This is a genomic window from Pseudorhodoplanes sp. (genome assembly GCF_050250235.1).
Lineage (GTDB): Bacteria > Pseudomonadota > Alphaproteobacteria > Rhizobiales > Xanthobacteraceae > Pseudorhodoplanes.
Genome location: NZ_JBFWPA010000214.1, coordinates 1 through 7,216 on the forward strand (window position 1 = coordinate 1; position 7,216 = coordinate 7,216).

Consider the following 7,216-nt stretch of genomic DNA (forward strand, 5'->3'; position numbering starts at 1 on the left):
TTTCGGGGGCCTTTTTCTTTTGCTGGTTGAGTTCAAGGAGGCCTGAGCAGATGCCCGGCCGCCTTAGTGTTCCGGCTTGTTACCTCCCTGCTCGTTGGCGAATTCAGCGTAAAGCGCATCGAGTCGCTCTGCCACGAAGGCGGCGAATTCGGGTACGCGCTTTTCATCGAAGGTGATGGCCGTCTGGGTACCGCGCCGCTCGACGCGCGCTGCGCGGCGCCCTTCTGGCGTGCTCCAGGTTTCCCCCTTCACTGACCGTTCAACACTTGGCGCAACCGCCCCAAAAACCAGCGTGAAGCGTGTGTCGCTGTCGGCCGAGCGAAACTGGTCGGACGCGAGCATGTCATCAACCTTGGCCGCGGCCTTCGGCTTCGCAAGAGCCTCGACGAGAGCGCTCCACCGAGCCCGGCCAGCTTTGACTGCCGGACCGATCTGCTTCGCCAGTTCCTCCGGCACGCGCCTGGCAATGGCGATATAGCGACTGAGGTCCGCCTTGTCGGTCGACAACGCTGACATAATCACCGAGCGCTCATAGCCAGCGTCCTCGAGGCGCTTGGCAAAGAGCGCTCTCTCAATGAATGAGAGGTCAGCGCGGTCGAGGTTTTCACGCCCCTGGGCGACGACGACTTCATCGTCGGAAAGCTCGCGCACGATAGCCTTGACCGGTTGGCCAAGTTGGACGAGTGCGCGGAGCCGACGTCGGCCGTAGGCGATCTGGTAGCGCCCTTCGACAGACGGACTTGGTCGGACGAGGATCGGCACCTGCTGACCGTTTTGTTCGATGCTGGCGACGAGTTGGTCGAAGCCAGGATCGAGATCCGCTGGGAGCCGGTCGGCGATCGGCGAGGGATCGATAAGGGACACGTCGAGGGCGACGACGTGATCACTGGCGAGGAGTTGCTCGTGCAGCCTTGCAGCAGCTCTGGCGCCCTGGGTCAGCTCTTGAAGCGAGGTGCCCATCGCGCCGATCGCCCCGGTGCGCACCCGTTCAGGGTTTTTGGCCGGGGATGTGGCAGGCGACGCCTGTGCCGGTTTCCCGAGAAACAAGGAGTTGAGCGCGTCCCTACGACTCATCTGTTGCCCCCGGCGATCTCGAAAGTTGGGAGCTCCCAACTTTGGGCTTACGGACGCAAATGACGCTTGAGTTGGGAGATCCCAACTCACTGACTGAAGCGGAGGCCAAAGGCTGGATCATGTGCGTCCCCAAGCCGTCTTCATCAGCTGCTCGATCTCGCTATTCACCGAGTCCAACGCCTCCATTGCCCGATCGTAGGTCGAGCGGGTCAGGTTCTCACGGCCGATCTCGTACAGCGTCTGCTTCGTGAGCCCGGCGTCTGAAACCGCCGCAGATTTGACCATTGGATTGGTCAACACGTGGTCGCCGAAGAGATTTCGAAGTAGGGCGGCCACTTTGGTCTGCGGCCCGTCCTGCGGTTCGTACCTGGTTAGCAGGTACCGAATGAAGTCGTAGTGTAGGCGCCCACCGGCGTCACGAACCACTCCAAGCAAATCCCGCGTCATGAGCAAGAACTGACTCATCGATGCTACGTCGAGCATTTGTGGGTGGACCGTCACGACCATGGACGTCGCGGCGCAAAGCCCGCTCAAGGTGAGAAATCCCAGTTGAGGAGGGCAGTCCAGTACCACCACGTCATACTGGTCCGAGACCTCGTCAAGGGCGGCCGCGATGCGTGCGAAAAAGATGCCGTCCCCAGTCTTCGACCCGCCCATCAACGCTTTTGGCGTCGTATGCTCGAACTCCATCAGTTCAAGGTTTCCCGGCACCAAATCGAGCCCATCGAAATAGGTCTTACGGACGACGTCGCGCAGACTTTTCCGGGCTTCGTCATAGCGGATCGCCGCATAGAGGGTCTCGTTTGCCCCCACGTCCGTTTCTGGAAGGACGCCCAACAGAGCGGAGAGGCTGGCCTGGGGATCAAGGTCGATGGCGAGGACGCGGTATCCCTGCAAGGCGAGATATTGAGCAAGGTGCGCCGACGTCGTGGTTTTGCCCGACCCGCCTTTGAAGTTGGTGATGGCGAGGACCTGCAAATGCTCGGCGCCGCGTCGGTGAGGGACGAAGTCGACCGCCTCACGCCCCCGCGTGCCGCTAGCCAACAGGCCCCGTATCTCGTTGATCTGCCCAAGGGTATAAAGGCGCCGCCCGTTACTCGTGGTTTCGGGTTGGGGCCCTTCGCCGGCGAGCGTCATTTTGCGAAGCGTCGAATCCGATATACTCATCAAACGTGCAGCCTCGCCGGACGTGAACCGTCTCAAAAACTTCTGCGAGGTCGGAGGAAAGATCGCCTCACTCAGTGCCTGAAGCTGCGAGCTCAGGAGTTCGGCGTGGGCACCGATGGTCTCATCGGCATCGGGGGTCGGCGCAACCTTGGGAGCAGGGCTCGTGTTCACGGCAATCTTCTTTCGTCACGGAAGTTCGGCCGCACACGCCGATTAACCGTGACGATACCGGAGTCGCGTGACCTTGCAAGGACTTAATGGTTAACGAACTCTTGCCGAACCTTCGTTCCGAGCGCCCATCCCGCCAAGGCTTCGTCGTTTTTTTACTTTCTTCTCAGAGGCTTAACACTCAGTCCTTGTCGAGCCTCCGACGAAAAGGAACCCGGCAGAAATGACGGGGTCTGAGCCTGTCCCGCAGGCTATCACGGGCATTCACCGGGGCTGCCAACCCGCTCGATGCCGACTCACTCCCCCGGCAGAATCGCCGGGGTGACTCGCTAAAGGCGTTGTGGTCTTATCGCGACCTGTCGAGGTAGCAGGGTGCGGATCACAAGATGGCGGGGGAACTCGGGACAGAAGGACAGGCCGAGCACGATCGGCTGGGGCGTAAAGCATCGCTTCTCAGCGCCTCCCAACATCGGTTGATCCGCAAATTCCGCGACGCGCTTGGCGCTGCCATCTCATCTGTAGCGCCCTCGATGACACCAGCGTCGTCGAGATCATGGTCAATCCGGACGGCCGCCTGTTCGTCGAACGGCTGGGGCAGGGGATGGAGATACTGACGGCTCTCCAGCCCGGCTCACGCCCTGCAGACGGAAGCGGATACCGACCGGCCTATCATTTCGGGCGAGCTGCCGATCGGCGGACACCGCTTCGAGGGGCTGCTTCCACCCGTGGTCGCGGCGCCCAGCTTTACGATCCGCCGCCGGGCATCGCGCCTCATCCCACTCGATGACTACGTCGGGGAGGGGATCATGACGCCGGTTCAGGCCGCGGCCATTCGGGACGCCATCGTCGCGCGCATGAACATCGTGATTTGCGGCGGCACCGGTTCGGGCAAGACGACGCTCGCCAATGCCGTGATCGCCGAGATCGTCTCGGCCGCACCACTGGACCGCATGGTGATCCTGGAAGACACGGCCGAGATCCGCTGCGCTGCGGAGAACGCCGTGGCGCTGCACACCAGCGACGCTGTGGACATGGCCAGGCTGCTCAAGAGCACGATGCGGCTGCGCCCCGATCGCATCATCGTGGGTGAGCCCAGCGTCTCCTTGGCGCGCTCGCGCATATTCATCGGGCGCTGTCGCGCCCCAGCCACTTGATGGGGGCTGATCGGGAGCTGGTGCTGTTGACCGGCCTGGCGACCGTCATTCTGATCTTCGCGGTCCTGACCTGGTTCTCCACGCTGTTCGGGATCGCGATCTGGATCGTCGTTATCGGCGCCTTTGCGGATGATTGCGAAGACCGATCCGACGATGCGCCAGGTCTATCTGCGCCATGTAGGCTACCGGACGAGCTACCGCCCGACCTCGTCGCCTTGGCGGAGGTATTGATCGGCCATGGTCGCACTTCGCCGGTTCCGCAATACCAAGTCGTCCTTCACCGATCTCGTCCCGTACGCGGGCGGCTTGAAGCCCATACTGGGATGGTGGAGAGTTGGCCGTTCTGCGTCGACACCTTGCTTGGCGAGGGCAGGGCAGGCGGGCGCTGTATGATGCCATGCTGACCCTGTTCGCCGCGATCATCGATGGTCGATCGCGAATGGCTACCGCGAGATCGTCACCGTCACTGACCTGCGCTTCGAGCGCATCCTGAAGCGAGCGGGCTGGCCGATGACGCGTATCGGCGAGCCAGAGCAGATAGGCCGCACGGTCGCCGTGGCCGGCATGGTCGGCATCAGAGGCCATATTCGGCGCGAGGGGGAGGTCGTGCGTGTGATTGCGCGCTAACTCTTCGACCGTTCGGCGGAGCACGAGAGCGTTGAACCCCGGGGTTCGGCTTTCGTATTGCCGCATCGGCGAGGCGACGAGTTCCACTATGGTTCGTCAACGCCCGATCCGCGCGGCTACCGAACCAAGGGCTCCGAGGTCCGGGCTCTACGCAAGGGGCCAGGCTGCGATCTTCAACCTGACCGATGACGTGCGTGGCGAAGCGGATCGTGAAACGAGCTTTTGGTATTGTGCCGAGCGCGCTTGCGAAGGTCGCAGCAGTGCACGCTCAACATCTTGAAGGGCAGGCGGCCCCGATGGTCATCGCTGGAGAACGCTGAGTCTCCCCGGCAAAACGCAATCTTTGCAACAGGGCTTCTATCTCTGTGTCTGCAGCGGTCGTGCATCGCATGGATGCACTCTCACACTCGTTGGGCCAATTTGTCAGGTCTCGATAGAAACCGCTTCAAGCTCAAACCAGCCAACACAATGTAAGGCGGAACGGCAAGTGAATAGTGACCACAGTTTAATTCTAGAATATTTGGCTGAGCGCCGGCCTCCCTCAGCCTTTGCATGAACCTCTGTGATAGCTCCGGCAAAACCACCCTGTCTCTCTTAGCCAACACCACGTGTAGATCGAGATCCGCCCGTACCAAATTATGCGCGTAATTCTCCAAGTTAAGTGGACTCCACGCGGCTCTGAGATCGGCCAGATCGATTACAGACTCAAGGCTATCGCGTATCGATCGTGTCGCGCGACCCGTCCAAACCATATCCGCCAAACTCCCCGCCGTCAGAAACAACGAGGCCTTTGACACTGCCAAGTCGTGCGCCGCGACCATGGCCGCAACCCAGGAGCCTAAGCTCATTCCGAGTACCGAAATCTCTCTGTAGCCTTCGCTTTTCATCCAACGTATGAGTTTTCGCCCATCCAACACTGCCTGCCTTACAGATTGGATCGTTCGACCGAGATTAGGGCTAAGCATATAGTCGGCGTGAACGGAGCCGGGACGGCTGCGTTCGAAGTGATAGGGCATAGCAATCTCGACAACCGTGATCCCACGCTGCGAGAAAAAATTGGCAATCGGACGATTCCAGGCGCTGGCATTCCAATGGTGAAAAATCACCATCGCCTGATCGAACGACCCGCTTTCAGTGATTCTCGCCTCGACGACATTGTTCTGCGGTACATCAGATAAAATGTCCGATGGAAATTTGAGCCACTCATCGTTCCTTTCAAAACTCTGATCGCTCTCAGTCGGCTCATCGAAAAAGGCTGGATCGGCCACGGCTTGGTCCGCAAGAGCACAGAATTCCTCGATACTTGTTATCTTCTTCGCACCTGGAAAGGCGCGTTCCGCGTCAAGGACGAAATCCGTTGGTTTCTTCCCTTCCTCACCGCGAAGGGCCCGGCGTTCGTCCCAACGATCGAGCCAACTATGAAACACTCTGATTGTTTCCTAACTCGCTCGCTCGCCAGCGGCCTAATCCTGGATCGAACAGGCCGTATAGTGCGACTAGCACTGAAATGGCCAGAAGGGTCGAAAAGCCGGCAAACGCGTCGATCAACAAGTAGCTGACAACAAGTAACGCCACGACCGCCGACATCTTCCACAAAGGCGCATGAAATCGACCTCCGACACCTAATCGGATGGAGCCATACAGAAATACAAAACAGGTAGAAATAACGATAAGAAGGCTGCTGTAATGCGTCGGCATACGATAGCGGAACCCGGTGCTCACATCATCGCGACCTTGGAACATCGAAGACATATCGCCGACCAACCACGCCACAATATTCTCACCACTCGATGCCAGATAAGAGCTTTGGACCTTCATCCATATGGCGACCAGAACCCCCAAAATAGTACACCGAAAAACCCCACGCATCACTGTGAGGCCGGCTTCATTGAGCTCTTGCTGATGATAAACATGCGGCAGCTTCTTAAATGCGTCTCCAATTCTCCAAAGATCATGAACAATCGAATAGAGCAAAATGAGACCTACGAAGAAAAGATAAAACACCAGGCACATGTATAGGTAAGCGAGCCCCGTAAAAACGACTGTTGCAGGGACAGATATGACCTCAGGACGCACAAGAGCTATTTTTCCCCAATCCATGGCATAGTTGCCGCCGCCCTTCATCAACGGGATCAAGGACACGCCGATCCATTGAAAAAGACCCGCGAACAGCAAGCAAATCAAAAAAACCGACCAATATGTGTACGAGGAAGCGTCAACGTTGCGCAACCAGGCGTCGTCGCTTTCCACCTGATCGCCCTGCGCTGCGAGCTTTCTGCGCCCCTCACTTTTCCAGAAGACCAGCAACTCTATAACGAAGAAGAAAAACAGCGGTAAGAACACCATAAAGTCGAGTGTCCAATTTGCGGCCCAAAGGAATCCAACCTGCTTAACGAGCCCGTCCGCTCGCTCGTAGGTGACGTTGTGGATCCCAATGATGTACGACAAAAAGCCGAGGGCGGTCATGCCGGCAAACACCGACGCCGGTAAATTCAGGGGAGATCCGTGACTAAAAAACGCCTCCGATTTCCTCGCCAAACTAAAACGCCGCCTCGGCCCCTTGGCGTCAGTATCCCGTGTCAGCTCTGCCGGGGAGTCTGTCTTGTCATCGAAGGTCGCAGTCAGTGCCGTATCTAGAATCTCCTGTGCAACGCTGCTTCCGGCTCTCTTCCATTCTCGTCTCTTGGCCGATAACCGCGATTGCGCCGCACTAAGCTCCATCTGCCATTCGCTAGTTGCGACCGGATCATCGCATCCAAAAATCCTCGCCAGCCAACGAATGTTGGCAGTGCTAATTCCCTTCTCGTTCTCTTGAAACCAAAGCTGCACCGTTCGCAGATCGACCCCAACTCGGTTGGAATCAATCTGTGAAATCGCCTCTGCAAGAAGCTCGGGCGTCCATGGGCCTGCAGGAAACCCGTCTTTCCCCAACGGCCGACCCGCACCCGCCGCCGCCAATCGTTTGAATAATTCTTTGAAATCACTCCCGTCGTTCGGCGGAGAGAGAAATAACTTTCCGTTCCTAA

4 protein-coding genes and 3 pseudogenes are annotated in these 7,216 nt (G+C 58.6%); 3 read left to right on the forward strand and 4 right to left on the reverse strand.

From position 1 onward, the window contains the following. Nucleotides 1–63: 63 nt before the first annotated feature. Together repB and repA are read right to left on the reverse strand one after the other, a co-directional pair. Nucleotides 64–1,074, reverse strand: coding sequence for a plasmid partitioning protein RepB (repB, locus tag AB7F49_RS36690; protein WP_428532060.1), 1,011 nt, complete (start codon nt 1,072–1,074; stop codon nt 64–66). A 117-nt stretch (nt 1,075–1,191) separates the two neighbouring features. Continuing rightward, nucleotides 1,192–2,418, reverse strand: a complete 1,227-nt coding sequence (repA, locus tag AB7F49_RS36695; RefSeq protein ID WP_428532069.1) for a plasmid partitioning protein RepA — start codon at nt 2,416–2,418, stop codon at nt 1,192–1,194. Nucleotides 2,419–2,840: 422 nt separating this feature from the next. Here repA and AB7F49_RS36700 point away from each other — a divergent pair. The 3 pseudogenes from AB7F49_RS36700 to AB7F49_RS36710 all read left to right on the forward strand — a co-directional run. Beyond that, nucleotides 2,841–3,500, forward strand: a pseudogene (locus AB7F49_RS36700) (ATPase, T2SS/T4P/T4SS family); the annotation flags it as partial. Continuing rightward, nucleotides 3,492–3,794: pseudogene (locus tag AB7F49_RS36705) on the forward strand (conjugal transfer protein TrbD). The pseudogenes AB7F49_RS36700 and AB7F49_RS36705, both read left to right, overlap by 9 nt. A gap of 68 nt (nt 3,795–3,862) precedes the next feature. Continuing rightward, nucleotides 3,863–4,127: pseudogene (locus AB7F49_RS36710) on the forward strand (acyl-homoserine-lactone synthase); the annotation flags it as partial. A gap of 464 nt (nt 4,128–4,591) precedes the next feature. Here the strand turns inward: AB7F49_RS36710 and AB7F49_RS36715 are convergent. Both AB7F49_RS36715 and AB7F49_RS36720 read right to left on the reverse strand, forming a co-directional pair. Further along, nucleotides 4,592–5,617 carry an RcgR family putative quorum lactone hydrolase gene (locus AB7F49_RS36715; RefSeq protein ID WP_428532063.1) on the reverse strand — a complete coding sequence of 342 codons (1,026 nt, stop codon included), beginning with the start codon at nt 5,615–5,617 and terminating at the stop codon, nt 4,592–4,594. Then, the coding region (locus tag AB7F49_RS36720; RefSeq protein ID WP_428532066.1) for an RcgA family putative transporter at nt 5,607–7,216 on the reverse strand (1,610 nt) is incomplete at its 5' end. The genes AB7F49_RS36720 and AB7F49_RS36715, both read right to left, overlap by 11 nt.

What these genes read in the sequence shown, in the direction of transcription:
- repB (WP_428532060.1), bottom strand. Translation starts at nt 1,074, where the DNA reads ATGAGTCGTAGGGACGCGCTCAACTCCTTGTTTCTCGGGAAACCGGCA.